This window comes from Bacillus sp. LK2 (assembly GCF_001043575.1).
Classification (GTDB): Bacteria; Bacillota; Bacilli; order Bacillales; family Bacillaceae_G; genus Bacillus_A; species Bacillus_A paramycoides.
This window is the reverse complement of sequence record NZ_LDUK01000017.1, coordinates 77,986-104,394: the sequence shown is the minus strand read 5'-3', so window position 1 is coordinate 104,394 and position 26,409 is coordinate 77,986. Positions and strand designations below refer to the sequence as shown.

Here is a 26,409-nt window from a genome sequence, read left to right as displayed (position 1 = left end):
AGCTCAAGAAAGAACTTTGTGTGGGGGATTTTTTGTTATAGGAATATTTCGAAAGGGGTTACATAGTGAACTCAAAATATATGATTGGTGTAGATATTGGGACAACTAGTACAAAAACAGTTTTGTTTTCAATTGATGGATCTGTTATTGCAAGCCATGGGATTGAATATCCTTTACATTCTCCCACGCCAGAAACAGCAGAACAAGATCCAGAAGAGATTTTTCAAGCAGTGATACATACGATTAAAGAAGCTATACGATCAAGTAATGTACAACCGATTGATATTCTTTGCGTCTCTTTTAGTTCGGCAATGCATAGCGTCATTGCTGTAGACGAAGAAGGGAATCCGTTAACGAAATGTATCACTTGGGCAGATAATAGAAGTGCAAACTGGGCAGAGAAAATAAAAAGTGATATGAATGGTCATGAAATTTATCTTCGTACTGGGACACCGATTCATCCTATGTCACCACTTTCGAAATTAGTTTGGTTACAGAATGAGCAGGCAGAATTGTTCGCAAAAAGTTATAAATTCATTTCTATTAAAGAGTATGTTTTTTATAAGTTATATAACGAATACGTAATTGATTATTCAATAGCATCAGCAACAGGAATGTTTAATTTAAAATCTTTAAAATGGGATGAGGAAGCACTTCGTGTTGTAGGGATTTCAGATGAAAAGCTTTCTAAACTTGTTCCAACTACGCACAGCTTAATAGGATTAGATGAAGAACTTGCAAAAGAAATGAATTTACTTGTTTCTACACCCTTTGTAGTAGGAGCGAGTGATGGGGTACTATCAAATTTAGGTGTAAATGCAATAGAGCCTGGGGTTGTAGCTGTTACAATTGGTACGAGCGGCGCGATACGTGCTGTAACAAATCGTCCTGTAACAGATCCAAAAGGTAGAATTTTTTGTTATGCCTTAACTGAAGACCATTGGGTAATTGGTGGACCAGTTAATAACGGTGGTATGATTTTCAGGTGGGCTCGTGATCAATTAGGTACTTCAGAGATTGAACTTGCAAAGCGTTTAGGAAAAGATCCATATGAAGTGCTTACTGAAATAGCAGGAAAAGTTAATCCTGGATCTGACGGTTTATTATTTCATCCGTATTTAGCAGGGGAAAGAGCTCCTTTATGGAATGCAAATGCGCGAGGATCTTTCTTTGGACTTGGATTGCATCATAAAAAAGAACATCTTATCCGTGCCGTATTAGAAGGGGTAATTTATAATTTATATACCGTTCTTCTCGCTTTAAAAGAGCTAATTGGTGAACCGAAAAAAATTCAAGCGACAGGCAGTTTTGCAAGGTCGGAACTTTGGAGACAGATGATGGCAGATATCTTTCATCAAGACGTATATGTTCCGGAAAGTTTCGAAAGCTCTTGCTTAGGAGCTGCGATTCTCGGTTTATATAGTCTAGGTGAAATAGATTCATTACATGTAGTTTCTGAAATGGTTGGGGCAAATTTTTATCATAAACCAAACATGGAAAGTGTGGAAAAATATAAAGATTTAACACCAATCTATATTCGTCTGTCCCGTCACTTGGAAGAAGAATATGAAAGTATAGCAGCTTATCAGAAAAAATGGGTTTAAAGGCTATTTAGCAGGAAAATATGGTAACGTATAAAGAGGTACTCCAATTTTTTAGGATATTCTTTCAATATAAAATAGTTTAAGGCTACTTAGTAAGAAGTTTGATGAACAAAAACTATAGGGAGAGGGTTATGAAAATGATGGATAACAAAGAGTTTATTGGATATGTTGGAACTTACACGAAGGAAAATAGCGAAGGAATATATACGTTTACTTTAGATGCGGAAGCAAAGAAAATTAGTAATGTAACACTTGCCGCTAAGCTGGACAACCCTACATATGTAACGATTAACCGAAATAATGAATATCTCTATTCTGTTGTTAAAGAAGGCGAATCTGGTGGTGTAGCTGCTTATTCGATTGACAGTCATACTGGAGAACTAAAGGCGGAAAACAGACAAGTAGTAGAAGGTGCTTCTCCTTGTCATATTAGTGTTGATAGTAAGAATCGCTTTGTAGTTACAGCGAATTACCATAAAGGAACGATTGAGTCTTTTGTAGTAAATGAAGAAAATGGAACTGTAAATCCTGCTGTCTCTATTATTACACATAAAGGCTCAGGTCCGAATAAAGAAAGACAAGAAAAACCACACGCACATTATGCGGGATATACTCCTGATGAAAAATATGTGGTGGGTGTTGATTTAGGGATTGATAAATTAATTACGTATGAAATAAAAGATAGTACTCTAATAGAAGTTAATAGCTTGTCTGTGAACCCAGGAAGTGGCCCAAGGCATATTACTTTTCCCCGAATGGGAAATACGCCTATGTGATGACAGAGCTTAGTTCTGAAGTCATTGTATTATCATATCACTCGGAAGAAGGGGCCTTTACAGAATTACAGTATATTACTACTATTCCAGAAGAATTTGATGAAAATAGTCAAGGAAGTGCCATACACATCTCTTCTGACGGTCGATTTGTGTATGCAGCGAATCGTGGTCATAATAGTATTGCTGTTTTCAATGTGGATCAAAATTCAGGTCAGCTTACATTTGTTGAACATACATCTACAGAAGGAAATTGGCCGAGGGATTTTGTATTAGATCCTACTGAAAAGTTTCTTGTTGCTACAAATGAAAAGTCACATAGTCTTGTGCTATTTTCAAGAAATGAAACTACAGGGAAGCTAACTCTTTTACAATCGGATGTTGTTGTACCAGAGCCTGTTTGTGTTAAATTTTTAAATGTTTAACGTGCGTTGATAAAGGGTAAGGGATGGAAGCTCAATTCATGTAGAAATGTAGTTCTTTGTCGAAACGTCGATATAATTTCATATATCAAAAAAGAAACGTAAAAAGCAAAGCGATCATCGCTTTGCTTTTTATTGTTTCTTTTTTGGTCTAAGTACTAACTCGCCACCACAGTTCGGGCAAACATTTTGTCTTTCTTCTGTACATGGTGCACAAAATGTACATTCATACACGCATATGTATGCTTCAGAATCGGGCTGAAGGGAATCGTCGCAAATTTGACAGTTTGTTTTCATTTCTAGTGCCATAGTATCTCTCCTTGTTATTTGAAAGTTCTTAATTTAATTATAATTAATATTGTAGAGGAAGTCCTTTTTAAATGAAAGGAAATAAACGGATTAAGTTGTTGTTTGAGATGAAATATGCCGGTTTATTTTAAAATTGATTATTTAGTGCAGTTGGAATATTATGAAATAGTCAAAAGACAACAGGGGGTATATATTTTGACTAATAATAACGATTATTTTTATGTAGAAGAGAATATAAATTACAATAGTTTAAAAGCAGACTGTGAAAAATGTTTTGGTCTATGCTGTGTAGCATTACCGTTTGCGGCATCAGTAGATTTTGCGGTGAATAAAGATGGTGGTAAACCTTGTTCAAATTTACAATCAGATTATAAATGTAGTATACATAAAAGTCTTAGAGGAAAAGGGTATAAAGGTTGTACTGTATTTGAATGTTTCGGCGCTGGGCAAAAGATTTCTCAAGTTACGTTTAATGGAATTGATTGGCGGAAAGATGCTAGTCATGCTAGAAAAATGTATGATGCTTTTCCGGTTATGCATCAGCTTCATGAAATGCTTTGGTATTTGAAGGAAGCCGTTCTTTTAAAGGCGACGCAAACGATTCATCATGAGCTTAGTAAAGCGATTGAAGAGACGGAACGACTTTCAAATTTAAGTGCAGATGAGTTAATGAAAGTAAATGTTCCATTACACCGTGCAGAAGTGAATGTTCTCCTTCTGGAAACGAGTGAACTCGTTTGGAGGGGAATGAATTCTGCAAATAAGAAAAGAATTAGTCACCGAGGTGCAGATCTTATGGGAGCAAATCTTAAAAAGAAAGATTTACAAGGAGCGAATTTAAGAGGTGCTTATCTTATTGCGGCAAATTTACGAGATGCTAATTTAAGAGGTGCTGACCTCATAGGTGCAGATTTGCGAGATGCAGATATTCGAGGAGCAGATTTTACAAATAGTATTTTTCTTACGCAAGTCCAGATTAATGCAGCGAAAGGGGACAAACATACAAAATTGCCGAAATTATTGTCTCGTCCAGCGCATTGGACTGCGTAAATTGCATGTAGTGGTTTGCAAAGTAATATACCAATTTGTATTGGATTTCACAAACAAGATCCAATTATACGAACAGGCAGAGATTAAATCTCTGCCTGTTTTTTCTTTTCAAGAGTAGTAATGATAACGCTGCATATAATAAGAATACCACCAATGAAAAAGTTACTGCTTAACGTCTCATTTAAAAGAAGCCAGCCGAGTAATGATCCAACGATAGGTTGGAAGAAGAAAAATAATGAACCGATGCTAGCATCCATTAACTCTAACCCTTTATTCCAAAGGAAAAATGCACCTGCGGTTGAGACGATTCCTAAATAGAGTACGCCTAATAATACGTACATGTTCACATGTTCAATAGGAGTTGATTGAAATTCCCACACCATACAAGGTGTTATAAAAAAGAGTGAAAAGAATATAGCGTACGTTGTAATAACTAAAGATGAAAATCGAGCTGAAGCGATTTTCACATAAATGGATAGTAAAGCCCACGTAATAGCGGCTCCAACTAAAATGATTGTACCGATAAAATAGGAGCCAATTTCAATATCCCATCCGATAACGATAATGACACCGATTGTTGCGATGATAGTTGATAACAGTCTACGAGCAGTTAGTTTTTCTTTTAAAATGAGCGCTGCAAATATGACCATAAATGCAGGTGTAGCTGACGTTACTAAAGAGCCTGTATGAGCGTCGGATAATTTTGTTCCGATAAATTGACATGTGATCGAAATGAAGTATCCGATGAATCCAATCCAAGCGAATAGTAACCAATCTTTTTTCTGGATGGTTATTTTTTTCTTTTGCTTTCTTTCTGTTGTTTTCAAAAGCACGTATAAAACAACAAAAGCAATAATAAAGCGTAGCCAAACGAGTGTTAGTGGCGGGATAAAGTCGAGTACATATTTGCTAACAACATACATACCGCCCCAAATACTTGCTGCTAGTGATAAACATATAGCTCCTAAAATTGTTTGTTTCATTTGAATTACCTCCGTCTATTTTTAGGGTGATGATAAATTCCCTAAGACGAGGCATAGTGTATGTGTTATATGAATGCCCGTCTTAGTTTATAGACGGCCTACAGGTTGATCGTTTTCGAATGAAGTGTTGTAGTACATATGCATATTCCTCCTTCTGTATTTATAATGATATTATAACTTAATTTTCAGATTATTGGAGGGTGTTATGAAATATATTGTTATGAAATCACATGTTAGTAACTATCCTGACCCAATTTGTTTAGATGAGGGGGATTTCGTTTCTATTGGTGAAAAGTATAAGGGACCAGAAAACTGGGATGGCTGGGTGTATTGTTCAGAAGAGAAATATAAAAGAAAAGGTTGGGTACCAGAACAAATTATAAGTAAACGTACTGATGGAAGTGGAGCTATTATAAAGAGATATACTGCAAAAGAATTAAATGTGAGTAGTGGAGAAATACTTATTGGGTTAGAAGAATTAAATGGATGGCTCTGGTGTGAAAAGATAGATGGTGAAGTTGGATGGGTGCCGAAAGAAAAATTGAGGCGAAATTAGGACACATATCTTTTGTTCATGAGGATATTAGTTGTAGATTAAAAAAAATAGATTGCTAGAGAAAACGATAGTTTATATATTTTTGAATAGTAATAAGATGAGAAATGAAATTTTGTATATCGTGAATAATAAACCGTCACGTTTGACTGTACAGTTTATGTATTGTATGATGTTAGTAATATAAACAAGGGGGGAAGATCGTTGGGAAGGTGTATCGAATCGGACAGTTGGCTCTCATGGCTCACGTGTCGAAACGAACGATTGATTATTATACGAATCTAGGTATCTTAAAAGCGGAGCGATCTCAATCTAATTATCGCTATTACGACGAAACAGCATTTGAAACATTACAATTTATTGAGAAGTGCAAAGAAATGCATATGCCGCTTTGTGAGATTAAAGAGAAAATCGAGGAGAAGAAGAAGCTGCTCGGTATCAATGAACACGTTTCGAAACAAGTGAATGAAGTGACAGACCATATTCATAGATTAGAAGCAGAGTTAACGGAGTTAAAGCCTCTTTTAGATGAATTGACTGATTCACAACGTGAAAAAATATCGAAATCTTTATCAGGTCAAACGACAGCTTTAATACAGACACTTGCTCTATTATTATAGAAAAAGTGAAATCCGACCTCTTTAATTTTTGTATCGGGCTATGTTTTCTAACGAATAAATAAGAAAACATTATAGTATACAGGAGGTGGACACCTTAGTTTTTTAACTAAGGGTATTCATTGGAAATATTTAATTTAGTCATGGTTGCGATTTTAATCGCATTTACTGGATTTTTCGTAGCAGCAGAGTTTGCGATTGTAAAAGTACGTTCAAGTCGCATTGATCAGCTTGTTGCGGAAGGAAAACGCGGTGCATTAGCAGCGAAAAAGGTAACAACAAATTTAGACGAATATTTATCTGCTTGTCAATTAGGTATTACAGTTACAGCGATGGGACTTGGTTGGTTAGGTGAACCGACGATAGAAAAATTATTACACCCGTTATTTGAGAAATTGAATTTAAATCCTTCTATTTCACAAGTATTAACGTTTGGTCTTGCATTTATGACGATGACGTACTTGCACGTTGTAGTCGGGGAATTAGCTCCGAAAACGATGGCAATTCAAAAAGCTGAAAAAGTGACATTGTTATTTGCGGGTCCGTTAATGATGTTCTATAAAGTTATGTATCCATTTATTTGGGTATTGAATAGTTCTGCTCGCGTTGTAACTGGCTTATTCGGTTTGAAACCAGCTTCTGAACATGAAGTAGCTCATACAGAAGAAGAGTTACGTCTTATTCTTTCAGAGAGTTACGAAAGTGGAGAAATTAATCAAGCTGAATACAAGTATGTAAATAATATCTTTGAATTTGATAATCGCATTGCGAAAGAGATAATGGTACCACGTACAGAAATCGTTGGTTTCTATCTTGAAGATTCAGTAGAAGAACACATGAAAGTAATCCAAAATGAACGATACACACGTTATCCGATTTTTGGAGAAGATAAAGATGATATTATCGGTATGGTCAATGTAAAAGATTTCTTTATTCGATATATGAACAACGATAAAGAAGATTTATCATCGATTCGCACGTATATGCGTCCGATTATTGAAGTTATGGAAACAACTCCAATTCATGATTTATTACTGCAAATGCAGAAGAAGCGAATTCCAATGGCTGTTTTATACGATGAGTACGGAGGGACAGCTGGAATTGTAACGCTTGAAGATATATTGGAGGAAATCGTCGGCGAAATTCGTGATGAATATGATGAAGATGAAGCACCACCAATTCAGCATGTGAACGAGTACCATAAAATTGTTGATGGAAAAGTGCTCATCACAGAAGTGAAAGATTTGTTTGGATTACACATTGAAGAAGACGATGTGGATACAATCGGTGGATGGATTATGATGCAAAATCATGAAATTGAAGAAGGACAATACGTTGAAGCAGAAGGCTATGAATTTAAAGTGTTAGAAAAAGATGCTTATCAAATTAAACGTGTTGAAATTCGGAAAATGGACCATCAACAAGAGGAAGCAGTAACTGTGTAAGTTGCTGCTTTTCTTCTGACACATAATAAAATGTGAAATTAGGAGCGGATATTTTGATTCAAGTAGCCTTACGTGTATATCGATTACAATTGTATACGATCTTTAGTGGTTTACTACTAATGTGGGCGGTTACTCCGTTTGGAAAACAAGTGACAGGGTTTGGTATCGGTTTAGCGGTAAGTGCATATTGTCTTTGGTTATTAGCTCGCAGAGTGGAGAAAATAGGAAGAAGTATTGTGCTGAAAGAAAAGGCTCCTGGATTAGGAGTTTTAAACCGATTTGCAGCCGCGATATTAGGGGCTATCATTATGTATGAAATTGAGCATGAAATGGAAATGTGGGCATTTGGTACAGGGATTTTAGGTGGGCACTTTTTAATGATTGCGAATTTAGCCTATGCGAATATGCAGCTAGTGAAAGAAGAAGAGAAGCAAAAGAAGAATGCTTCACAAAAAATAGAGTTATAATGAAAGGAACCTTATCGGGTTCCTTTTTTGAGTTTGATAATAAATTGCACAATAGTTAATATAATATGTACGATTCAATGGTGCAATCCAATTAAAGATAAATATAATACGCTCCTTTTTTAGGTTTTTCAATAGTATGGAAAATAATAAAAAAAAATTTAAAAACCCATCGATTTCTAAAGCTTATGTATGTTATCATGACAAAAGAATTTGTGAAAGAGGTGGATACCAATGTTACAAGCGTTACTTATTTTTGTGCTTCAAATTATTTACGTTCCAATTTTAACAATCCGTACGATTTTGCTTGTAAAGAATCAAACAAGATCCGCTGCTGGTGTAGGATTGTTAGAAGGAGCTATTTACATTGTCAGTTTAGGTATTGTGTTTCAAGATTTATCAAATTGGATGAATATTGTTGCCTATGTCATCGGCTTTAGTACGGGACTTTTATTAGGTGGTTATATAGAGAATAAATTAGCAATTGGATATATTACGTATCAAGTTAGTTTACTAGACCGTTGTAATGAATTAGTAGATGAATTACGTCACTCTGGATTTGGCGTTACAGTATTTGAAGGCGAAGGAATTAATTCAATACGTTATCGCTTAGATATCGTTGCAAAGCGTTCTAGAGAGAAAGAACTGTTAGAAATTATTAATGAAATTGCGCCAAAAGCGTTTATGTCATCTTATGAAATTCGCTCATTTAAAGGTGGATATTTAACGAAAGCGATGAAAAAAAGAGCGTTAATGAAGAAGAAAGATCATCATGCATCGTAAATAAAAGGGAGCAGCTGAAAAGCTGCTCCTTTTTATTTTATATAAACTAGCGATCATTCAATAATTTAATTGGGGCTAGCATCAGGACTTTGCGCTTTTACAACTGTATATCTAACCTGTTTAAAGTTTACCATTAACATAAAAGTAAAACTTTCCGTTTTGTTGTTTCCAGCCATTTAAGTGGTACAAAACTTTGTTCAATAAGGAATCAGACTTTTTCCCGCACGAAGGATTTGCAGAATGGGAACGCATTCAAGGCTGCTGGATACAGATTGCAGAAGGCATACCTTCTGCAGGTAGTGGACCTCTTCGTTTAGCGATAATGGATATTGAGGCTGAACAGACAAGGATAGTCAGGGAATTAAATGTAGCAAAATTCGAGATTCATTCTCGTAAAGAAGTACCTGTAAAATGGGGAACATTTAGTGATCCGTGGGGGAATCGACTAGGATTTTTTGAATACTTAGATAAAAAAGAACAAAATGAACGGATTAAGGCGATTTTCAAATTAACCTAATTAGGCTGCTGAATAAAACAATAAATTCGATTATAGTCCAGAGGTTAGGAAGATAGTTAAAGTTATAATAAAAATTTCATTTTAGCAGAAAGTGAGAAGGTGATAAGCGTTCTTTTTTCTAATTACTTTTTAATGGCTTTTCAAGTTAATATATTAAAATTTCATGTTCTGGTTCTAAATGTATTAGTATGTGAGCACGATCAAATTGTTTCTTAATATTTTGCTCTATCCGATCACATAACTCATGTGCTGTTTCAATGTTATAGTGAGATGAAACGACAAGATGAAAATCTATGTATTCAGTTGGACCTGAACGCCTTGAACGAAAATCATGAAACTCAATATATTCATCTTTATAATATTCTATAATTTTTATGATTTTTTGTTCTTCTTCTGGTAATAAACGTGCATCAATTAATGGGGGAAAGGACTCTTTCATTAATTTGAAGGCTTCAGTCATAATATAAACAGCTAAAATAATTCCAATGATTGGGTCTAGAAAACTCCATTCAGTTAGACTAACTAGAAATAAGCTAATTGCAACACCTAAGGAAGTGTAAACATCAGTGAGTAAATGTAGTGCATTAGATTTCATTGCAATAGAATTTGTTTTTTTAGCAGTTTTGTTAACAATTCGTGATACTACAAAATTGATGAGTGCTCCAATCAACATAACAATTATTCCTAAAAACGGGAGCCGAATTGGTTCAGGGTGTATCAATTTAAGGACACATTCATAAATAATCCAAAAACCAGCTATAAAAATTAGTAATGTTTCGATTGTTCCAGAAATATTTTCTACTTTTCCATGTCCATAGGGATGTAATTTATCCGCCGGTTTATTTGAGATTCGGACAGAAAAGAAAGCGATGATTGAAGCTAATAAATCTAAAGAGGAATGAATGGCTTCGGAAAGAATAGCTACTGAACCAGTAAATATACCAATAACAACTTTTAAAATAACAACAAAAGAGTTACTTAATACTGACAAAAAAGCTACTTTTGATGAATTCATTGTTTCATATTCCTCCTACCTTTTATTAATTAATTTTTATGTTATCAGTTCAAAATACAGTGGGTCTATAGCAATCTTTTTGCAAAAGACAATAAAAATTGAAGCGGTTTCAATATGTTTCCCTTGGGCATATTTAATTATTAATGAAAAAATTGAAATATAAGTTAGTAGAATGAATTAAAGAAAGTCAATAAGAGGAGCCTAGTGTTTTTGATAAGTCATCTTCGGTGCAAAACTAAAAGCTAACTGCTCCAATCACGGCAAAAGGCGTTTCTAAAGAACGAGCTGTAAGGGAAATCTGCACTCAAAATATCATTTCTATGGGTAACATAATGGTCTTTGGAGACGATTGGAATGATTTTAGCTGCCGTGGGACCTGCGTGAGGGACTGCACTTAATCAAATAGCTGAAGAAAAGGCGAAAGTAAAATAAAAAAGGAAGTAAGGGGTGTATTATACTATCTCTTACTTTCTTTTATTTTAAATTTCGATGTAACGAATTGTTTAACTGTAGTGGAATTTCGAATAGTTTAAATATATCTTTATACTGTTGGGAAAGTTTGATTGTTCATGCCTCTAAGCGCTAGCCATTGCGAATAAAGATGTCATGTATCAGTTATACTATGTAATATTTCTTCATTATAAAATATGGTGGTAAGTATGACTAAGCAAACAATTACTTTATTTCAAGTTTCTATGATACTCATTGGTAGTATCGGGATAATCAATCATGTCATTATGATTCCTATGTTATTAGATAGCTCGGGTAGAGATTCGTGGATTTCAATCCTATTAGTAAGCGTTATATACTTGATTTGGATTTCATTAATATTCATCATTTATAAAAACATAAAAAATGAACATTTGTTTTTGTGGTTAAAAATTAATTTTGGGAAATTCATTATATATCCAATAATATTCATAGTTGTACTTTATTTGATAACAATTGGTGTCGTTGCACTAAAAGAAACATTAACCTTTTTCTCTTTTTATTTACCAGAAACACCTCGGTTTGTATTAGGAATACTTTTTTCAATGATTTGTTTCTACAATGCTGAAAGAGGAATTCAATCTATTGCACTTACAACAGGTGTTTTGTTACCTATTGTATTTCTACTTGGTTTTTTTGTAATGTTTGCAAATATTCCACATAAAGATTATTCTTTACTTCAGCCAATGATGGAAAATGGAATGAACCCAGTATTTAAGGGGATGGTTTATCCTGCAGCAGGATTTCTAGAGTTAATTTTTATTCTTTTTTTACAACATCATATTTGCTCGAAAATCAAATTATATCAATTGATTGCTTTGGGTATTGTTATTATTGGTATCACAATAGGCCCAGTTATGGCAGCTATTATAGAATTTGGTCCTTTCGTAGCAGCAAACCAACGATATCCAGCATTTGAAGAATGGAGACTTGTGTCAATAGGAAGGTATATTGAAAATTTAGACTTTCTCTCCGTGTATCAGTGGCTTGTAGGGATCTTTATTCGTCTGTCACTTGTTGTTTTTCTTATTCCAGATTTGTTATCAATTACAAATCGGAAAACGAGAAATGGGGTTATGTTTGCAATACTTTCATGTATTTTATTAATAAGTATACTACCCATCAGTGACTCTAGTTTCTATTGGTTTGTATCTCAAATTGTTTTACCAGTTTCAGCATTAGGGCTATTTTTGTTTTCTATCTTACTAATAGTGTTTGCATGGGTTGTTACATATAAGAAAAGCTCTTGAAAGAGTATGAGAATGTATTTTATATAAGGTTGCTGAGTTTGAAGGAGACAACGTAGATGAACAAACGAGTAGAATTAAACGAGAAGATAATACTAGAGTGGTTTGAAGGATGCGACGATGTAAAAGTAATAAAGCGTGAATTGGATGAGAAAGAAGAAACGAGGTCAGTATTGTTTATGTATTGTCAAAACTTAATTGACAATACAAAATTAAAACAAGCCACATCATCTCAAGTTTGCAAAGAGCTTTTAAGTAATTCGATAGAAGAATTTAACCTTTCAACATTAATTCCCCAGTTATCAGTAAAGAAATTAGATATAGTAAATTCGAATGAAACTATCTCTCAAATTATATTTGAAGGTAACCTCCTCATTATTTTTGAAGAATCTAAACAAGGATATATAGTTGATATTGCCCAAATACCTACAAGATCCGTTGAACAAACAAATACAGAGATGACCATTCGTGGTGGACGTGATGGATTTGTTGAAGAGTTAAACACAAATATAGGATTAATTAGAAAAAGACTAAAAACGAGTTCTCTTAGTTATGAAGAATTTATTATTGGAGAAAGAACACAAACTAAAGTAGCACTCTTGTATTTAAAAGATATCGCATCCCAAGATATAATCAATCAAGTTCGATTAAAATTAAGACAAATTAAAATAGACGGGGTTGTTTCAAGTGCACAAATTGAAGAATTAATCACAAATAATCAATTTAGTGTATTTCCTTTAGTTGAATATACAGGGCGACCCGATTATGCTGTGAATTGTTTGTTGTATGGGCGTTTTATTTTACTAGTTGAAGGGTCACCAACAGCCACTATTGCACCAGTTACATTTCCTTTTTTTGTGAATACATCTGAAGATCAAGATTCTTTCTATATAATCGGTAGCTTTGTACGACTTGTAAGTCTTTTGGGGATAGGAATATCTATATTTCTTCCAGGGATTTGGATAGCGCTAATTACATATCATCCGGATCAGATTCCCTATACATTATTAGCTACATTAAGTTTATCAAGAGAAGGGATTCCTTTTCCTGCTCCTTTAGAAGGGCTAATTATGATGACCTTATTTGAAATTTTGAGGCAAGCGGGATTGCGCGTTCCTGCCGTATTTGGTCAAACATTATCTGTTGTAGGGGGATTAATTATTGGACAAGCTGCTATTAGTGCTGGAATTGTTTCAGCATCTATGGTCATTATAATAGCAATCTCGGTTGTTTCGACATTTGCTTTAACTAATCAGTCAGTAACAGGGATAATAAGTATATTGCGATATGCAGTATTCTTGATATCTTCTTTATTAGGAATAGTAGGATTTATATTCTGTATCTTTGTGATTGTGATACATGTAGTAAATTTACGTTCTTTTGGAGTTCCTTTCTTTACACCATATTCTCCCCCTGTGTTTAAGAGTATGCTAGCAGCCACATTTAGAATTCCTTTCACGTATATGAAGAGAAGACCTAAAGAATTGCATACTCAAGATAATACAAGGAAAAGAGAGAGTACTGATGAAAAAAAATAAAAGAATTGTTTTATTTCTTTGTATGTTGTGTACGTTTCTAACAGGGTGTTGGGATCAAAGAGAGTTGCATCACGTCTTGTATATAAATAGTCTAGGCATCGATTTTAAAGATAATAATTATATCATCCGTCCACAATTTATTAATTTTTCTAACATAGCTAAACAAGAAGGGAGCACTACCCGTAATTATAGCCCGGCTTATATTGGAAAGGGAAAAGGACTCATTTTAGATGAGGCAACATTTGATTTTTATAAGAGTGCTCAACAAGAGATCTCATGGGAACATATCAAAACGATTGTTGTAACAGAGAGGTTTCTAAAACATGGTGATTTTAATCAATTTAATGATTTTTTCTCTCGTTTTTTTCAGTTTCGAGATACTATGTGGATATTTGGAACTAAGGAGCCTTTAGAAAATATATTAGCGAGCAATAATATTTTAAATATTTCTCAATTATATACAATTATTAATTTGCCACAAGAAATAACCAAGCAATATTCAATTATAGATCCTTTACCTTTATATAAATTCCAAAGAAATTATTATGAACCTGGGATGACAACTCGAATTCCTTTCTTAGCTACGACTAAAACAAATTGGAAAAAAGGGCATACATCATTTCCGATGTTAAAATTTAATGGTTATGGTTTTATAAGTGATAAATCCTATATAAATCATTTAAATAGCCACGATATTGCTGGAGTTCGATGGACGGATGAAAATACCAAACGAGCTCCATTGCTATTAAAATTTAATAAAAAAATAATTGGACAAATAATATTAAAAAACCCAAAGGTAGATACAAATTTTTTTACAAAAAAAGGGAAGTTGCACATACTTATGAACATCCATTTCGATGCTGATATTTATCAATTAATAAATTCTATGCCTGTAAATAATTTAAAAAAAATTGCAGAGGACCAAGTTGAAAAAGAAATTAAAAAAACGTACCGAAAAGGAATTGAAAAAGGGATTGACACGTATCAGTTATCACAAACATTATATCGTCAGAATTTTAATTTGTGGAAAAAATATAAAAAAGAGGGGAGAATATCCCTTCAAAATAAAGAAATAGATTTTAATGTCTCGATTAATATAGCTACAAATGGAAAATCTAAAAATATGCGTAATATCATCGAGCATTAGAATGATTGAAAATGAAAGAAAACGTAAAATATCGACTCTAAATAGGAGATTCGAAAGGACACACGTATTAGAACTCTAGGCTAATACAGTAGAAACCGGCTCTGTAATCGGAGTCGGTTTTATTTATTACGTATTTAAATTGGACTAAGTGGGGTAATAGGGGCAGGAGTTTCTCTCCTTTTCTATCCGTTTCCTAATCGAATTACCGAAATATTCTTTCTTCGTTGTATAGGATAATAATAAAAGATGGAATGATTTCCAAATTCACACCATCTTTTTTAAATAACTATTATATTTTTTAATCTATCTTTGGAGTATATATAAGGTGAAATTTTTGTTATGGGGGTACTTTACAATCTTTGCTTGATAGGCATGGAATCCCGCCACATTGCCTATCAACTTAAGAAAAATAAACATTCCTAAAACAAAAAAATGAGCTGATTTCTCAAAATAACTAACTGTGAAGAAAGAAAATTTTCATTTAGAGGCTACTTTACAATCTTTGTTTGATAGCGATGTGATTCTACCCAAATTGTAATTTATTAATGATGTTCCGTACCTTTACATAGAGACATGTTTTCTTTAGAGATGAGTTTTTTCTTATTTAAACCATGAAGTGAAAGAAAGCCAATCAATCCACATACCCCGAAAATAACCCATGGTACGAACGTTTTCTGTAAGTTCGATGTAAACCATGTCCCTGTGTAATTACCAATAATAAAACCAAATGCGAGTGAAAGTTGATAAAAGCCGAAATATGTAGCTGTGTATGATTCGTTACTGTAATTCGCAATAGCGATGTCAGCGTTAGGTAATACGAGTGTTTCTCCAATTGTAAATAAAATTACACAAATAAAAAGCCAATATGGGTGCTGGAATAAAGGAATGAGTGAAAAGGAAATTCCCATTAATAAAACACCGTATTTAATGATAGAGAGTGTATTGTATTTATGAAAAATCTTTCGGAATAATATCATAAATATGACGCCTGTTATTGCATTTATTGTAATAACTAAAGTAGCGAGTTGGTTACTATGACTAATGTTTTTCATATGAAGTGGAAGTGCGACAGTAAGCTGAGTAAACATAATGTAGAAGAAAATCATAATAAATGAAAATGAAAGAAAAATTTAATTTTGTAAGATGGCTTGTATTCCTAATGTAATAGACGTGTTTTCAGTAGAAGCTTGGAAGTGGTTTTTAAGAAAATAAAAAATAAGAGCAAATAATAGCATGAGAAATCCGGCTAGTGCGAAAGCATATATCGGATCTAATAGGAGTAAGAAACCTCCTGCAATTGGTCCGATTATCGCACCGCAATTAAAACTAAGGTTTAAGTATGTAAATAAACTTTTTCTCATATGAGCTGGTTGTGAACCGAATATGGCGCGAGCTGCAGGTTCGTAAAATGCAGTCCCAAATCCAATGAGAGCGGAAGAAATAGAAATTGTATAGAAATCTGAGCATATTCCTAAGAAAATAAATCCGATTCCTCTTAAAAATAATCCGGCTATCATCATAAAGATATAGCCTATTTTGTCAGCGATTAATCCTGAGAATAAAGGGATAACTCTAGATGTAATTGTCATAATCGTTAAAACTGTTCCGACTTGTACAGCTGAAAAGTGTAGAAAATTTAATAGATAAATAGTTAAAAATGCATATACCGCAAAATACCCAAAAGCCATAAAAAATGAAGAAATGAGCATAAAACGAATCGGAATTGAGAAATTTTTCATAGAACTCCTCCTAATTATGTAACTATTAAAATTAATTACTGGTTAACGATTTTATATTATAATTATACATAAAGTCAGAAAAAAGTAAATTTTAGAAAGATGGTGAATATATTTGAGCCAAAATCAAGAGGCACCTGATCAACTTGAGATAATGAGAGAATTTTTAAATACATGGAGAATACCAAATGATACAAGAAATCCTATAGATCAGTTTCAGACGATAGATGATGTTATAACATTTAGGGAGAAATATTGGAAAGAAGAGCTTTCGTTTCATACCTTGGACGAGTTAAAGCAATTTAGAGAAGATATTCGTCGTACTGTTGAAGAGCAGGGAATGTTGCAAAAGTGGTTTGAGAAATATCCATTCCGAGTATGTGTGGCAGAAAATATGGAGGATATCGCATATGAACCGATAGGAGAAAATAATTTGTATACGAAGATGTTACAAATTATTTTGAAGGCTATTAATCAAAAACAATGGGGGCGATTAAAAGCGTGTCCAGATTGCCGCTGGGTCTTTTACGACCATTCCCGTAATGGAAGTAAAAGATGGTGTGGCATGTATGCTGGAGGGGAAGAAGGCAGAGCTTGTGGTACAATCGCAAAAGTGAAAAATTATCGAGCTAAAAGAAAAGGAAGATCAGGTTATAACGGTTAATTCGTATAGGAGAAGAAAAAAGAGAGGGGAATGTAAAAGTGGTGGAACAAACAAAAATGTTAGAGCTAAATAAAAAGTGCTGGGACGTAGTAGCACCTCATTTTTTTCAAGTAGATTGTTTACCTAAATACGGACCGTATACGGCATCAGAGGACGAAATCCATTTATTTGATTCAATTGAGAATAAAACTGTACTCGATATTGGATGTGGTAGTGGGCATTCTTTGCGATACATGGCGGAGCATGGTGCAAAGGAATTATGGGGACTTGACCTTTCGAGTACGCAAATTAAAACAGCGAATGAAACATTAAAGTCTTGGAATCCGAAGTTAATATGCGGAGCAATGGAAGAGGAAGTAAATATTCCGAAAGGGTATTTTGATATTGTATACTCCATCTATGCATTAGGATGGACTTCAGATTTAGGGAGAACATTAGAAATTATTTATTCATATTTAAAGCCAGGAGGGAGTTTTATTTTTAGCTGGGAGCATCCGGTATATTCAAACTTACAGTATGGTACAGAAGAAATTGTTTTAAAGTCTTCCTATCATGAAGAAACTCCTATTACGTTTGAAACATTTAAAGGGGAAGAAGTACAAGCGACATTATATAAAAGAAAAATGAGTACATACATAAATGAGTTAAATAGAGCCGGATTTACAATTGAGAGAATAGAAGAGCCTGAACCAGCCAGTAGGTTTGATGAAGAAATGGCAGAGCCTTCTACAAAATACTATTCTTTATATAAAGCTAGAATGGTGCCGACTACTTTTATTGTGAAGGCGAGGAAGTAACTAGTGCAACATAAAGAAGGGGAAGAAATGGATCATATTAATATGGTGAAGATTGGTGAAGTGCGATCTTCTATAGATGAAAAAGTGTACAGTAATTGGGGAAGTGTTATTTCTAACATTAAAATATATCCAGAGTATATTGGAGGATTAGCTGGCCTCGAGGATTATTCTCATGCAATTGTTATTTTTTATATGAATGATTTCCAGGAAGAAAATAACGAGTCGTGGGCTAGAAAGCCAAGGGGATTAAGTGATTTTGATGAAAAGGGATGTTTTGCGCAACGGACAAAGTATCGTCCAAACCCTATTGGAATAACTACTGTTGAAATATTGTCGATTAAAAATAATGTTATTACTGTGCAAGGATTAGACGCTAATGATCGAACGGCTATTTTAGATATAAAACCATACATTGCTGCTTTTGATGCAAGGGAAAATGTACGTGTTCCAGATTGGATGAATAAATTAATGCAAGATTATTTTTAGTGGTAATACAAAAGGCTTTGCAATTATAAATTGCAAAGCCTTTTGTATTACATTATATCGTACGTATAATCTATTCATCTTTTCGGCTGAAAAATATGTTGGAAAAAGTATTTGTGATGTAAATTATCGACCATTTTGTTTGCTTGATACGTACGTTGTTGTTCTAATCGAATGCGTTGCTCCATCATTTTTACTTCGTGATCTGATAAACGTAACATTATACATGTCTCCTTTTCTATAAATATAGGTTTCTGTTTGATATCGATTCCATAATTTATAGTTAAGGAGGTATACTGTGTAACATAGGCAAAAAGCACCTTCCTCTCCCATTACGCTTACGAGGTTAGCTGTCGGACTCGGGAAGTGAGAGTTTCCCTACTTAAAAAGATTCGCCCCAAGTAGCAAAAAGCTACATAAATGGTTCCCCCGCTCCAAAAAAATGGACTCAGCAAAAGGTTGTATAAAGTAAAAAATAACATAAAGAAATAACTAAGTCAAATTATTTCGTATTTTCTGTTTTTTTAGTTGTGTAAGAATCATACCATCAGGGAGTGTTGTATCTGTTACTTCAATGAAGCCGTGTTTTTTATATAATGCGATAGCGGGAGTATTTGCCTTACCTGTTCGTACAATATACGTTTCAGAAGAGGAGAACATGTCAAATATATGTAGGAGCAGTTTCGTTGCAATCCCTTTATGAAAATGATCGGGTGAGACTACTAAACGATGAATATCAACTACATCTTCATCAACTTTAAAAGAAATAAATCCGGTGAGTAAGTCTTCATGAAAATATCCGTAAAAAGTTTCATCACAATTTTGAATATCAGTTACAGTATCATATAAACGGGGGATGGCTGTACTATTTATATATTTTGCCTCAATTTCATAAGCGGGAATTTGAATTTTTAAAATAGACGTAGCTGTATCATAAGAGTTTACTATTAATTTTTGAATCATAGTTTATAATCTCCTTTTGGGCTATTTTTTCATGCGTTTGACAAGATTTTTCTTTTCTGGATATAATAAATGTAAGGATTAAGTAATGAATTGGTAGCTAAATAGAGTCATACTATTATAGGTACAATTGCAGTTTCTATAACAGGTAAAGATTTTCCTGCTCGTATGTTTGGAAATATAATCGCTTGTTTACTAGGAGTTTGGCTAGGTGATGAATGATTGTGCTTAGTGTCCTTCGTTAGATGGTGTGTATACATAGGGGCAATTGTTCTAATTCTCATTGTATCATTTATCGTAAAGGTCACAAGAAGATAAATTTATAATATATACAATGATGAAAAGCCCTTTATAAGGGCTTTTCATCATTAACTGAGGTGGTATAGTTGGAGAAAGTAAATTTGAGAAAAAGAGATAAGCTGAAAAAGTTTTTTAAAGAACAAAATTATTTAGCGGTGTTACTTGGATTTGCATTATTGTTCATTAACATATTGTTGCTAACAAAAATTTCATTTGTCTTTACACCGTTTATTGTCTTTTTGAAAACAATCTTCTTCCCAGTGTTACTGGCGGGAGTCCTATTTTACATCTTGCATCCTTTCGTTTCATTTCTAGAAAAGAAGGGTGTTTCAAGAATTGTATCGATAGCTTCCATATATATACTTGTACTAGGGCTATTTGTGTTTTTAGTTGTAACGGTTATCCCGATTATTAGAGACCAAATTGATGCGTTAATAAGTAACTTACCGTATTTTGGTCATGAGATTGAGAGAGCAGCACGTAGACTTGGAGAAAGTAATTTGCTTGGGAAAGTTCAAGATAGCCTAAATATTGATGTTGCTAATATTGTAAAAGACTACACAGTGAATTTTACAAAGTCATTATCATCAGTAACAGGAAATGTAACTGGATTTTTAAGTACAGTAACAGAGGTTGTTTTAACATTTGTAATGGTTCCATTTATACTGTTCTATCTTTTAAAGGATGGCGAACAGTTACCGAATCACTTTTTAAAGTTTATATCTGAGCAAAGGCAACCAGCTGCGAAGAGAATACTTGATGATATGCATTATGCGATTAGTTCGTATATTAGAGGACAAATCATTGTTAGTCTATTTATCGGAATTATGTTATTTATTGGGTATTTAATCATTGGAATTAAATACGCCGTATTACTCGCTATTTTGGCGATGATTGTAAACGTTGTTCCGTATGTAGGCCCTGTTATTGCGATAACACCAGCATTAATTATCGCATTTATTGACTCACCAGCAATGATTTTAAAAGTAATTATCGTTATGATGGTCGTACAATTAGCAGAGGGGAAATTTATTTCTCCGCAAGTAATGGGGAAAAAGCTAGATATTCATCCCATTACAATCATATTTATCATTTTAACCGCAGGTAATTTATTTGGAATTATGGGGATTGTTTTAGCAATTCCAGGATATGCGATACTAAAAGTGTTAGTGACGCATGGTTATAGATTTGTTAAGTTGAATACGTGAAAAAAGAGCTGAAACAGATAAAACTGTTTTAGCTCTTTTTCATTAACAATTGATTTGCATATTGGCGCGCCCATATGTAATTTTCGTATTTGTTGAAATACGAGAACGTAATGTATCTGCTAATTCTTTTGTCGCAACGTTTACAATATGAGATTGAAACGTTTCAATTTGTTTTTCGAGAAGATCGACATTATAATTTGCGGTTAAACCGACGATTTTAAAATGTTCAGGATGAGCTGAAACGACATCTAATGCAGATGTGCCGATGGACCCTGTTGAACCTAAAATTGATATATATTTTACCATGAAAAAAACCTCCAAAGATGTTTCAATTATTTCTACAAACCTATATACTATTAAACAATTAAAGTGGAAATTCCTGCTATATAAAACAGAAAATTAGGGTTTATTTGGAAGTGAAGTGTGATAAACTGTGGAGAATAAGTGGAAAAGCAATGAAAGAGAAGAGTACATATTCGAAACTTTTCAGAGAGCTGATATGTGGTGAGAATCAGTAAGGGATGAATATGGAATGGGCTCTGGAGCTTCTAACTGAAATGAGTAGGTTAAAGACGGTTACTTCACGTTATCGAAGTATGAAGTGAGCTAATGATAGCTAATAAAGGTGGTACCGCGGGAGTCTCTCGTCCTTTTTAAGGATGAGGGGCTCTTTTTATTTTGAGAAAGGAGGAGTTAGGGTGAATGGAAAAATAATGTTAACAGGAATTAAGCCAACAGGATATCCGCATTTAGGAAATTATATTGGAGCGATTAAACCTGCATTACAAATGTCAAAGAATAATGAAGGAAAAGCATTGTATTTTATAGCTGACTATCATGCATTAAATGCTGTGCATGATCCGAGTCAGTTTAGTAGTTATACGAAAGAGGTAGCAGCTACTTGGTTATCACTTGGACTTGGAGAAGATGTGATTTTCTATCGACAAACAGAAGTACCAGAGATTTTAGAATTAGCTTGGATATTAGCTTGTCTAACTCCGAAAGGACTTATGAACCGTGCTCATGCGTATAAAGCGAAGGTAGAGCAAAATAAAGAAGCGGGTTTAGAAATCGATGCAGGAGTTAATATGGGGTTATATACGTACCCGATTTTAATGGCGGCTGACATATTATTATTTCAAGCTACTCATGTACCAGTCGGAAAAGATCAAATTCAGCATATTGAAATCGCTCGTGATATTGCGACGTATTTTAATCATACATTCGGCACGACATTTACGCTTCCAGAGTATGTGATACAAGAAGAAGGAGCGATTTTACCAGGGCTTGATGGTAGAAAGATGAGTAAAAGTTATGGGAATGTTATCCCGTTATTTGCAGAGCAAGAAAAGCTACGAAAGTTAATATTTAAAATAAAAACAGATTCTTCACTTCCAAATGAACCGAAAGAACTAGAAACGTTATTTACAATATATAAAGAATTTGCGACAGAAGATGAAATTCAGTCGATGCGTGAAAAGTATGAGACTGGAATTGGATGGGGCGATGTGAAAAAAGAATTATTCCGCGTTGTAGACCGTGAATTAGCAGGCCCTAGGGAAAAATACGCAACGTATATGAATGAGCCGCACTTATTATATGAAGCGTTAGAAAGAGGTGCTGAGAGGGCACGGGCTATTGCGAAGGCAAATTTAGCGGAAATTAAGAAGCGGATTGGGTTTGAGAGGGAACGTTAAGCGTTCCCTTGTTTTTGTTTGAAATCTGTAATAACTCTTTCGATTACAGGAGGAAGATTACTAGGTAACTCATCAAGTGAAAAGAAGTGCAGTTCTTTCGATTCAGTATAGTCGCATACAAGCTCACCTTGGAATTCGCGGCAAATATAAACAACGAGTACACCATGCACTTGATCACCGTTTGGATAGATTTGAAAGAAATCTGGTCCAGAGTATGTACGGAACAGTTCGACATTTTTTACGGTAAGTCCAGTTTCCTCAAATACTTCTCGTTTTAAAGCGTCTTCTAATGTTTCGTTATATTCTAAGGCCCCGCCGATAATACCCCAGCGGTTAAAATCTGTACGGAGCTGCAATAATATTTCATTATTTTCATTTAATACAATTGCGTGTGAACCGATTAAAATAAGTGGATGATTTCCTACTCGTTTTCTCATGTCTTCAATATAACCCATAATTTTTCTCCTTATTTTTAATAATAGTTAGGAAGTTCTTTTAACATTCTTTCTGTGTTATGTGCTGTAAAGGCTAGGTTATGATCATCTTTTGTTCTAAAAAATAATGTGCGTAAAAAGGTTTTAATGTTGGCGCATAAAATACAATACTCATTAAGCGAAAGGCGTTTTCTAATTTGAGGAAGCCTTTTTATTTTTTTATGAATAATTGAAATTAACTCATCTTGCGGGAAGTCATGATACAACATCGATACTAAGGGGGTAACAATTCTCTCATCTTCATTGTTATGGTAAATATCCAATGGAGAACCTTCTCCGCACTTTAAAGATGCGATCTTTTCTAGTATTCTAGATATTCAAGGACAATCCTGCTCATGCAAGGAGAACAATTAGAAATTCGAGTATGATATAGATGAGGGAAGAATATGACGAATATAGAACAGTTAGAAAAATATTTCAAAATAAGAAGAAGTGCTTCTTCTATAGTGATAAAAGAAAATAATGCAGAGGTTTTGACAGAAGAGCAATTAGAAGAGATGATGCAACGTTGCGTTGCTGAGGTAGAAAAAGATGGATTAGAAAAACTGCATTTTGAGATTTCTTCAAAAAGCCCAAATTATGATGCGTATAGGAAATGTTTCGGAAAGCATTCATTTGAACATTTTGCTGAAAACATAATTGTATTTAAGGATATATATGAAGTGGATGATATAGAAAGTGATATTGATTTTAAGCTTGTTGAGGAAGTAGGAGAAGAAGCCTTTCACTCTCTTTGGAATGAAGTGACGGAAGAACAAGTAGCGTATGATCAATTTGTACATATGATGGAGCAAGAAATTGGTGGGCAATGGAAAGAACATTGTTTAATAGCGGTTGTAGGTGAAGAGCCAATAGGAATTGTAATCCCGCATATTGAGAGAGGTACGATTGAAGAAGGGAGACTCATGTATTTCGCAGTTGCTCCAAATATGCGAAATAAAGGGTATGAAGCAGCATTATTTACAGGGGCAATGTTTGTCTTAAAAGAAATAGGAGCTTCTTATTATATTGGCGAGACAAATGTAAAAAATGAGTGGATGAAGGATATTTTTGAAAAGAACGGATGTCAGCTGCTAAGTTCTACTGAGCGATATGTGAGAAAGTTTTAGAAGGATGAATGACATACTTACTCGAACTCATTTAGCGGGAGGGAGTATATATGTTGAAGCAAACATTGCATTCATTCACTTTACTGTATCCAAAAGTATTGTTAGAAGGCTGGAAAATTGAAAAGTTTTCAGAACGTAATGAAGGGGGAAAGTGGGAAACTTTTTGGTTTCAAGTTATTACCCCAACTAGCAAGTTTCGAGTAAAGGAATTTTTTCTTGATATAATGGAGCCGGTATTTCCAGATAGTTGTATTTCTCAGGCAAAAGGAGATTGTTTTCAATATAAAGGGCTTGTGTATTGGAAAGGTGTAAATTATAAGGGGAAAGAAAGTTATGTAACATCTAAATGGAAAACGCAAATTGAAATTTCTATTGATCTTGGATATGTAAACCAAGATCAAATGGAAAGGTTCTTATTCGAGTTACAGCCGGTAAATTCGGAGTTTGCGAAAAAGATATTACATACACCGTTTCACCATTTAAGCTTTCAAGCGAAAAAAGGTGAAGTTGGTGAGATAGGAAGATGTCATGAATGGAATTCTCCAGATGACGTATCATATTCGCAATTGCCAATTCATAAACAGTTAAGTTGGAAGCTCGAGTCGGTCGGATTCGGAAATGATGAAACGCAGTATGTATACTGGGACGAAGATAATAAGCTATATGCACTTTGGGTTTGTAGGCATAAAAATAAAGCGCACTATCCTATTTCTTCATGGACAACAAATTATGGGGCGAAACAAGTAGTAAATGGTTTAGAGTTTTATTCACACCAGGACCGAGGCACAGTTGTATATGAAGATTTAGGTGATGAGCAAATCGCTTATGTTTTTCGCGGTAATCCGTGTACAACTTATGAACAAATAAAAGAGCTTTTTGTATGTTTGTAAGATAAACAGAAAAATCGAAACGACAAAGTAAGCTTTCCTATAATACAATAGAGAAGGATTTGACTATACGAAGAAAGCGTTGGTGAAAGTATGAAGCAACAAAAAAAATGGTTACAAGCAACTGTAAAACGAAATGAAGATAATACGTTACATATAGAGTGGGAAAATAATATAGAAGAAGTTCGAATTTATTGGAGTACTTCACCAGAATATATTGAAGAAAACGGAGAATTACTTGTAACGGTAATTGGAGAGTCATCATGTACAATTGAAAACCCGAGTGAAAATGAGCGTCCATATTTTAGGTTAGTAGGAAGTAATGGACAAGTGGTAACTGTAGCGGAGCGCAGATTGCCATTACAGGGAGCATTTAACTTCCGTGATATGGGCGGATATGAAACGACTGAAAGCCGTAAAGTACAATGGGGCAAATTGTATCGTTCTGAAGAGTTAGCAGGATTAACAGAATGGGATATCGAGTATTTACAGAAGTTGGGATTAAAACTAATTTGTGATTACCGTACAGATTTTGAAGTGAAGCATAAGCCGAACCCAGGCATTAAGGGTGCTCGTCAAGTATGCATACCAGTTATGCAAGACTTAGCGAAAGATTTAAATATAAATGAGTTTTTCCAGGTTGGTGACTTATCTGTATTAGGAAAACCTGGTGAATATTTAGTGAAAATGAATCAAGATTTTGTGAAGGGTAATGAGGCGTTTGTGAGCTTTTTACAGTTAGCACAAAATCCAGAAAACTTACCGTTAGTGAATCATTGTACAGCAGGTAAAGATCGGACTGGCTTTGGCTCAGCATTATTATTACTTCTATTAGGTGTATCAGAAGAAACGGTAATGCAAGACTATTTACTAAGTAACGGTTTCCGTGAAAAGTTAAATGAAAAAATGATGGCATTTTTAGGTGCCAAATTACAAAACGATGAAAGTAGAGCAATATTAGGGGCGATGTTTGAAGCACGCGCGGAATATTTACAGGCTGCGATTGATGAAATTAAAACGCAGTATGGATCTATTGAAGCATATGCTGAAAAAGGACTTGGCTTTACGAAAGAATCGTTAGAGGAAATGAAAGAATTACTTTTGGAAGATAAATAACA

The 26,409-nt window shown here is 34.2% G+C and carries 26 protein-coding genes, 5 pseudogenes, 1 riboswitch and 1 other annotated feature; of the genes and pseudogenes, 22 read left to right on the top strand and 9 right to left on the bottom strand.

Going from position 1 to position 26,409, the window contains the following annotated elements; all coding sequences use genetic code 11:
- Positions 1 to 80: 80 nt before the first annotated feature.
- Together gntK and VK90_RS12650 are read left to right on the top strand one after the other, a co-directional pair.
- Positions 81 to 1,604 carry a gluconokinase gene (gntK, locus tag VK90_RS12655; protein ID WP_048373220.1) on the top strand — a complete coding sequence of 508 codons (1,524 nt, stop codon included), beginning with the start codon at positions 81 to 83 and terminating at the stop codon, positions 1,602 to 1,604.
- Between the two features lie 131 nt (positions 1,605 to 1,735).
- Positions 1,736 to 2,802 (top strand): annotated as a pseudogene (locus VK90_RS12650) (lactonase family protein).
- A 129-nt stretch (positions 2,803 to 2,931) separates the two neighbouring features.
- Here the strand turns inward: VK90_RS12650 and VK90_RS12645 are convergent.
- Positions 2,932 to 3,108 (bottom strand): DUF1272 domain-containing protein, encoded by a 177-nt coding sequence (locus VK90_RS12645; RefSeq protein ID WP_048373189.1) that lies wholly within the window; start codon positions 3,106 to 3,108, stop codon positions 2,932 to 2,934.
- Between the two features lie 195 nt (positions 3,109 to 3,303).
- Here VK90_RS12645 and VK90_RS12640 point away from each other — a divergent pair, with 195 nt between their 5' ends.
- On the top strand, positions 3,304 to 4,158 hold the full coding sequence (locus tag VK90_RS12640; RefSeq protein ID WP_048373187.1) for a pentapeptide repeat-containing protein: 855 nt from the start codon (positions 3,304 to 3,306) through the stop codon (positions 4,156 to 4,158).
- A gap of 83 nt (positions 4,159 to 4,241) precedes the next feature.
- Here the strand turns inward: VK90_RS12640 and VK90_RS12635 are convergent, their stop codons facing one another.
- Positions 4,242 to 5,141: a DMT family transporter gene (locus tag VK90_RS12635; RefSeq protein ID WP_048373185.1), complete on the bottom strand. Its 900-nt coding sequence runs from the start codon at positions 5,139 to 5,141 to the stop codon at positions 4,242 to 4,244.
- A gap of 205 nt (positions 5,142 to 5,346) precedes the next feature.
- Between VK90_RS12635 and VK90_RS12630 the strand changes: the two genes are divergently transcribed.
- The 6 genes from VK90_RS12630 to VK90_RS12605 all read left to right on the top strand — a co-directional run bounded on the left by VK90_RS12630 (position 5,347) and on the right by VK90_RS12605 (position 9,520).
- Positions 5,347 to 5,697, top strand: a complete 351-nt coding sequence (locus VK90_RS12630; protein ID WP_048373184.1) for an SH3 domain-containing protein — start codon at positions 5,347 to 5,349, stop codon at positions 5,695 to 5,697.
- A 209-nt stretch (positions 5,698 to 5,906) separates the two neighbouring features.
- Positions 5,907 to 6,314: a MerR family transcriptional regulator gene (locus tag VK90_RS12625; RefSeq protein ID WP_025149265.1), complete on the top strand. Its 408-nt coding sequence runs from the start codon at positions 5,907 to 5,909 to the stop codon at positions 6,312 to 6,314.
- Between the two features lie 119 nt (positions 6,315 to 6,433).
- Positions 6,434 to 7,756, top strand: coding sequence for a hemolysin family protein (locus VK90_RS12620; RefSeq protein WP_048373182.1), 1,323 nt, complete (start codon positions 6,434 to 6,436; stop codon positions 7,754 to 7,756).
- 53 nt (positions 7,757 to 7,809) lie between these two features.
- The gene (locus VK90_RS12615; protein WP_002172713.1) at positions 7,810 to 8,223 is read left to right on the top strand and encodes an ATP synthase subunit I; all 414 of its coding nucleotides are present in this window, start codon (positions 7,810 to 7,812) and stop codon (positions 8,221 to 8,223) included.
- 231 nt (positions 8,224 to 8,454) lie between these two features.
- Entirely contained in the window at positions 8,455 to 9,003 is a 549-nt protein-coding gene (locus VK90_RS12610; RefSeq protein WP_002172712.1) for a DUF2179 domain-containing protein, read from the top strand.
- A gap of 193 nt (positions 9,004 to 9,196) precedes the next feature.
- Positions 9,197 to 9,520, top strand: a complete 324-nt coding sequence (locus VK90_RS12605) for a VOC family protein (protein ID WP_231595859.1) — start codon at positions 9,197 to 9,199, stop codon at positions 9,518 to 9,520.
- A gap of 145 nt (positions 9,521 to 9,665) precedes the next feature.
- Here the strand turns inward: VK90_RS12605 and VK90_RS12600 are convergent, their stop codons facing one another.
- Positions 9,666 to 10,535 (bottom strand): cation diffusion facilitator family transporter, encoded by an 870-nt coding sequence (locus VK90_RS12600; protein ID WP_048373179.1) that lies wholly within the window; start codon positions 10,533 to 10,535, stop codon positions 9,666 to 9,668.
- Between the two features lie 254 nt (positions 10,536 to 10,789).
- On the opposite strand from VK90_RS12600, the gene VK90_RS30700 reads away from it, so the two are divergent.
- The 4 genes from VK90_RS30700 to VK90_RS12585 all read left to right on the top strand — a co-directional run bounded on the left by VK90_RS30700 (position 10,790) and on the right by VK90_RS12585 (position 14,956).
- Complete coding sequence (locus tag VK90_RS30700; RefSeq protein WP_269431820.1) at positions 10,790 to 10,933, top strand: HAD hydrolase family protein; 144 nt, start codon at positions 10,790 to 10,792, stop codon at positions 10,931 to 10,933.
- 261 nt (positions 10,934 to 11,194) lie between these two features.
- Complete coding sequence (locus tag VK90_RS12595) at positions 11,195 to 12,274, top strand: endospore germination permease (protein ID WP_048373177.1); 1,080 nt, start codon at positions 11,195 to 11,197, stop codon at positions 12,272 to 12,274.
- A gap of 56 nt (positions 12,275 to 12,330) precedes the next feature.
- Entirely contained in the window at positions 12,331 to 13,809 is a 1,479-nt protein-coding gene (locus tag VK90_RS12590) for a spore germination protein (protein ID WP_048373174.1), read from the top strand.
- Positions 13,796 to 14,956, top strand: coding sequence for a Ger(x)C family spore germination protein (locus tag VK90_RS12585; RefSeq protein ID WP_048373172.1), 1,161 nt, complete (start codon positions 13,796 to 13,798; stop codon positions 14,954 to 14,956). Before VK90_RS12590 ends, VK90_RS12585 begins: the two co-directional genes overlap by 14 nt.
- Before the next feature lie 542 nt (positions 14,957 to 15,498).
- Here VK90_RS12585 and VK90_RS12580 read toward each other — a convergent pair.
- Positions 15,499 to 16,695, bottom strand: a pseudogene (locus tag VK90_RS12580) (MDR family MFS transporter).
- A 151-nt stretch (positions 16,696 to 16,846) separates the two neighbouring features.
- On the opposite strand from VK90_RS12580, the gene VK90_RS12575 reads away from it, so the two are divergent.
- The 3 genes from VK90_RS12575 to tsaA are packed head-to-tail and all read left to right on the top strand — an operon-like array spanning position 16,847 to position 18,639.
- Positions 16,847 to 17,356 (top strand): CGNR zinc finger domain-containing protein, encoded by a 510-nt coding sequence (locus VK90_RS12575; RefSeq protein ID WP_048373216.1) that lies wholly within the window; start codon positions 16,847 to 16,849, stop codon positions 17,354 to 17,356.
- Positions 17,357 to 17,397: 41 nt separating this feature from the next.
- Positions 17,398 to 18,153, top strand: a complete 756-nt coding sequence (locus VK90_RS12570) for a class I SAM-dependent methyltransferase (protein WP_048373215.1) — start codon at positions 17,398 to 17,400, stop codon at positions 18,151 to 18,153.
- A 27-nt stretch (positions 18,154 to 18,180) separates the two neighbouring features.
- Complete coding sequence (gene tsaA / locus VK90_RS12565) at positions 18,181 to 18,639, top strand: tRNA (N6-threonylcarbamoyladenosine(37)-N6)-methyltransferase TrmO (RefSeq protein WP_048373214.1); 459 nt, start codon at positions 18,181 to 18,183, stop codon at positions 18,637 to 18,639.
- Positions 18,640 to 18,713: 74 nt separating this feature from the next.
- Here the strand turns inward: tsaA and VK90_RS30245 are convergent, their stop codons facing one another.
- Together VK90_RS30245 and VK90_RS12560 are read right to left on the bottom strand one after the other, a co-directional pair.
- Positions 18,714 to 18,857 carry a hypothetical protein gene (locus tag VK90_RS30245; RefSeq protein WP_002172701.1) on the bottom strand — a complete coding sequence of 48 codons (144 nt, stop codon included), beginning with the start codon at positions 18,855 to 18,857 and terminating at the stop codon, positions 18,714 to 18,716.
- A 98-nt stretch (positions 18,858 to 18,955) separates the two neighbouring features.
- Positions 18,956 to 19,100, bottom strand: a riboswitch (cyclic di-AMP (ydaO/yuaA leader).
- A gap of 28 nt (positions 19,101 to 19,128) precedes the next feature.
- Complete coding sequence (locus tag VK90_RS12560) at positions 19,129 to 19,599, bottom strand: GNAT family N-acetyltransferase (protein WP_048373171.1); 471 nt, start codon at positions 19,597 to 19,599, stop codon at positions 19,129 to 19,131.
- Between the two features lie 114 nt (positions 19,600 to 19,713).
- On the opposite strand from VK90_RS12560, the pseudogene VK90_RS30695 reads away from it, so the two are divergent.
- Together VK90_RS30695 and VK90_RS12555 are read left to right on the top strand one after the other, a co-directional pair.
- Positions 19,714 to 19,914, top strand: a pseudogene (locus tag VK90_RS30695) (GlsB/YeaQ/YmgE family stress response membrane protein).
- A gap of 68 nt (positions 19,915 to 19,982) precedes the next feature.
- Positions 19,983 to 21,104, top strand: coding sequence for an AI-2E family transporter (locus VK90_RS12555; RefSeq protein WP_048373170.1), 1,122 nt, complete (start codon positions 19,983 to 19,985; stop codon positions 21,102 to 21,104).
- A gap of 69 nt (positions 21,105 to 21,173) precedes the next feature.
- Here the strand turns inward: VK90_RS12555 and VK90_RS12550 are convergent.
- Positions 21,174 to 21,410: pseudogene (locus VK90_RS12550) on the bottom strand (1-deoxy-D-xylulose-5-phosphate reductoisomerase); the annotation flags it as partial.
- Positions 21,411 to 21,550: 140 nt separating this feature from the next.
- Positions 21,551 to 21,759: a binding site (T-box leader), on the top strand.
- Between the two features lie 4 nt (positions 21,760 to 21,763).
- Between VK90_RS12550 and VK90_RS12545 the strand changes: the two are divergent.
- Entirely contained in the window at positions 21,764 to 22,801 is a 1,038-nt protein-coding gene (locus tag VK90_RS12545; protein ID WP_156185405.1) for a tryptophan--tRNA ligase, read from the top strand.
- Here VK90_RS12545 and VK90_RS12540 read toward each other — a convergent pair.
- Positions 22,798 to 23,256: an NUDIX hydrolase gene (locus VK90_RS12540; protein ID WP_048373166.1), complete on the bottom strand. Its 459-nt coding sequence runs from the start codon at positions 23,254 to 23,256 to the stop codon at positions 22,798 to 22,800. The genes VK90_RS12545 and VK90_RS12540 overlap by 4 nt on opposite strands.
- 17 nt (positions 23,257 to 23,273) lie before the next feature.
- A pseudogene (locus VK90_RS12535) lies at positions 23,274 to 23,561 on the bottom strand (DUF2785 domain-containing protein); the annotation flags it as partial.
- Positions 23,562 to 23,681: 120 nt separating this feature from the next.
- On the opposite strand from VK90_RS12535, the gene VK90_RS12530 reads away from it, so the two are divergent.
- The 3 genes from VK90_RS12530 (at position 23,682) to VK90_RS12520 (ending at position 26,407) form a co-directional block, all read left to right on the top strand.
- Positions 23,682 to 24,404: a GNAT family N-acetyltransferase gene (locus tag VK90_RS12530; protein ID WP_048373157.1), complete on the top strand. Its 723-nt coding sequence runs from the start codon at positions 23,682 to 23,684 to the stop codon at positions 24,402 to 24,404.
- Between the two features lie 50 nt (positions 24,405 to 24,454).
- The gene (locus VK90_RS12525) at positions 24,455 to 25,294 is read left to right on the top strand and encodes a hypothetical protein (protein ID WP_048373155.1); all 840 of its coding nucleotides are present in this window, start codon (positions 24,455 to 24,457) and stop codon (positions 25,292 to 25,294) included.
- Between the two features lie 90 nt (positions 25,295 to 25,384).
- Positions 25,385 to 26,407, top strand: a complete 1,023-nt coding sequence (locus VK90_RS12520; RefSeq protein WP_048373153.1) for a tyrosine-protein phosphatase — start codon at positions 25,385 to 25,387, stop codon at positions 26,405 to 26,407.
- Positions 26,408 to 26,409 lie beyond the last annotated feature (2 nt).

Bases quoted from the DNA above. Each gene is read 5' to 3' on its own strand.
- gntK (WP_048373220.1), top strand. From the start codon at position 81: ATGATTGGTGTAGATATTGGGACAACTAGTACAAAAACAGTTTTGTTT.
- VK90_RS12645 (WP_048373189.1), bottom strand. From the start codon at position 3,108: ATGGCACTAGAAATGAAAACAAACTGTCAAATTTGCGACGATTCCCTT.
- VK90_RS12635 (WP_048373185.1), bottom strand. From the start codon at position 5,141: ATGAAACAAACAATTTTAGGAGCTATATGTTTATCACTAGCAGCAAGT.
- VK90_RS12630 (WP_048373184.1), top strand. From the start codon at position 5,347: ATGAAATATATTGTTATGAAATCACATGTTAGTAACTATCCTGACCCA.
- VK90_RS12610 (WP_002172712.1), top strand. From the start codon at position 8,455: ATGTTACAAGCGTTACTTATTTTTGTGCTTCAAATTATTTACGTTCCA.
- VK90_RS12600 (WP_048373179.1), bottom strand. From the start codon at position 10,535: ATGAATTCATCAAAAGTAGCTTTTTTGTCAGTATTAAGTAACTCTTTT.
- VK90_RS12595 (WP_048373177.1), top strand. From the start codon at position 11,195: ATGACTAAGCAAACAATTACTTTATTTCAAGTTTCTATGATACTCATT.
- VK90_RS12590 (WP_048373174.1), top strand. From the start codon at position 12,331: ATGAACAAACGAGTAGAATTAAACGAGAAGATAATACTAGAGTGGTTT.
- VK90_RS12585 (WP_048373172.1), top strand. From the start codon at position 13,796: ATGAAAAAAAATAAAAGAATTGTTTTATTTCTTTGTATGTTGTGTACG.
- VK90_RS12575 (WP_048373216.1), top strand. From the start codon at position 16,847: ATGAGAGAATTTTTAAATACATGGAGAATACCAAATGATACAAGAAAT.
- tsaA (WP_048373214.1), top strand. From the start codon at position 18,181: ATGGATCATATTAATATGGTGAAGATTGGTGAAGTGCGATCTTCTATA.
- VK90_RS30245 (WP_002172701.1), bottom strand. From the start codon at position 18,857: ATGTTACGTTTATCAGATCACGAAGTAAAAATGATGGAGCAACGCATT.
- VK90_RS12560 (WP_048373171.1), bottom strand. From the start codon at position 19,599: ATGATTCAAAAATTAATAGTAAACTCTTATGATACAGCTACGTCTATT.
- VK90_RS12545 (WP_156185405.1), top strand. From the start codon at position 21,764: ATGAGGGGCTCTTTTTATTTTGAGAAAGGAGGAGTTAGGGTGAATGGA.
- VK90_RS12540 (WP_048373166.1), bottom strand. From the start codon at position 23,256: ATGGGTTATATTGAAGACATGAGAAAACGAGTAGGAAATCATCCACTT.
- VK90_RS12530 (WP_048373157.1), top strand. From the start codon at position 23,682: ATGACGAATATAGAACAGTTAGAAAAATATTTCAAAATAAGAAGAAGT.
- VK90_RS12525 (WP_048373155.1), top strand. From the start codon at position 24,455: ATGTTGAAGCAAACATTGCATTCATTCACTTTACTGTATCCAAAAGTA.
- VK90_RS12520 (WP_048373153.1), top strand. From the start codon at position 25,385: ATGAAGCAACAAAAAAAATGGTTACAAGCAACTGTAAAACGAAATGAA.